This window comes from Aeromonas sp. MR7 (genome assembly GCF_963899385.1).
GTDB lineage: Bacteria > Pseudomonadota > Gammaproteobacteria > Enterobacterales > Aeromonadaceae > Aeromonas > Aeromonas bestiarum.
In genome coordinates this window covers 1-255 of record NZ_CAWQXH010000045.1, presented here as the reverse complement: position 1 = coordinate 255, position 255 = coordinate 1, and the positions used below count along the sequence as shown (strand labels likewise).

1 rRNA gene is annotated in these 255 nt (G+C 55.3%); it reads left to right on the top strand.

The window, feature by feature from the left end:
- Positions 1-255, top strand: a 16S ribosomal RNA gene (locus AACW87_RS17465); the annotation flags it as partial.

Here is a 255-nt window from a genome sequence, read left to right as displayed (position 1 = left end):
CTACGGGAGGCAGCAGTGGGGAATATTGCACAATGGGGGAAACCCTGATGCAGCCATGCCGCGTGTGTGAAGAAGGCCTTCGGGTTGTAAAGCACTTTCAGCGAGGAGGAAAGGTTGGCGCCTAATAAGTGTCAACTGTGACGTTACTCGCAGAAGAAGCACCGGCTAACTCCGTGCCAGCAGCCGCGGTAATACGGAGGGTGCAAGCGTTAATCGGAATTACTGGGCGTAAAGCGCACGCAGGCGGTTGGATAA